The following is an 893-nucleotide window of genomic DNA, read 5'->3' as shown; positions in this document are numbered from 1 at the left end:
CAACGTTGATAGGCGAGATGTGGAAGTGCTGTGAGGCATTAAGCTAACTCGTACTAATTACCCGAGAGGCTTAACCATACAACGCCAAAGTGGTTTACTAGAATTGTTCCAGACAATTCCTAGCATGACCTCCATCCATGGAGGCCTTAGCTAACAGAAGTTAATAGACTAAAGTAGACAAAAGAATTTAATAGCTTTTCCGGATTTAAGAATTAAACAAGGTGACCAACCTAAGCGGTATCGCGAAATCGGTTCACCTTGCGCAAATGGAATGCTCGTGCGAGGCACGATGTCATTAGACATTTGCACCCAGTTTTCCTGGTGACTATAGCGTTTTGGACCCACCTGACCCCATGCCGAACTCAGAAGTGAAACAAAACAGCGTCGATGATAGTGTGGATTACCCATGTGAAAGTAGAACATCGCCAGGGCCAAATTTAATATAAAAATAAGAACTAAAAAACAGTATTTTCCTGATGACCATAGCGTTTTGGAACCACCTGACCCATGCCGAACTCAGAAGTGAAACAAAACAGCGTCGATGATAGTGTGGATTACCCATGTGAAAGTAGAACATCGTCAGGGCCCAATTAAAGAAACCCATTACATTAATGTAATGGGTTTTTTGCATTTTTAGTTCAATACTGATGCCGCGCGCGAAAACTTAACGCGAATTGTGCGATAAGTGCGAAAACCTATGATTTAAATATGTTAAATTCATTTTTATATAACAAAACAGCAAGGGCTAGCTCGTGAGGCCAGAAACATGTATCTTTGAAGCATGAATTCCATATTTCAAGGATGGTTTAGGTGTTAGAGAGGTTTAGAAACAACTTGCATGCAACAGTTAGATACTACTTAGTTGGTTATTTTATAAGGTATAGCTCTAAACC

At 40.3% G+C, this 893-nt stretch carries 3 rRNA genes; all 3 read left to right on the top strand.

Features of this window, described 5'->3' with window-relative positions:
* Positions 1 to 78 (top strand): 23S ribosomal RNA (locus DS891_RS24305); the annotation flags it as partial.
* Positions 79 to 317: 239 nt separating this feature from the next.
* Positions 318 to 431, top strand: a 5S ribosomal RNA gene (rrf, locus tag DS891_RS24300).
* Between the two features lie 41 nt (positions 432 to 472).
* Positions 473 to 585 (top strand): 5S ribosomal RNA (rrf, locus tag DS891_RS24295).
* Positions 586 to 893: the final 308 nt, after the last annotated feature.

Source organism: Pseudoalteromonas sp. JC28 (genome assembly GCF_013319255.1).
Classification (GTDB): Bacteria; Pseudomonadota; Gammaproteobacteria; order Enterobacterales; family Alteromonadaceae; genus Pseudoalteromonas.
The sequence above is the reverse complement of the archived record's forward strand: the minus strand, read 5'-3'. Positions and strand labels throughout refer to the sequence as shown.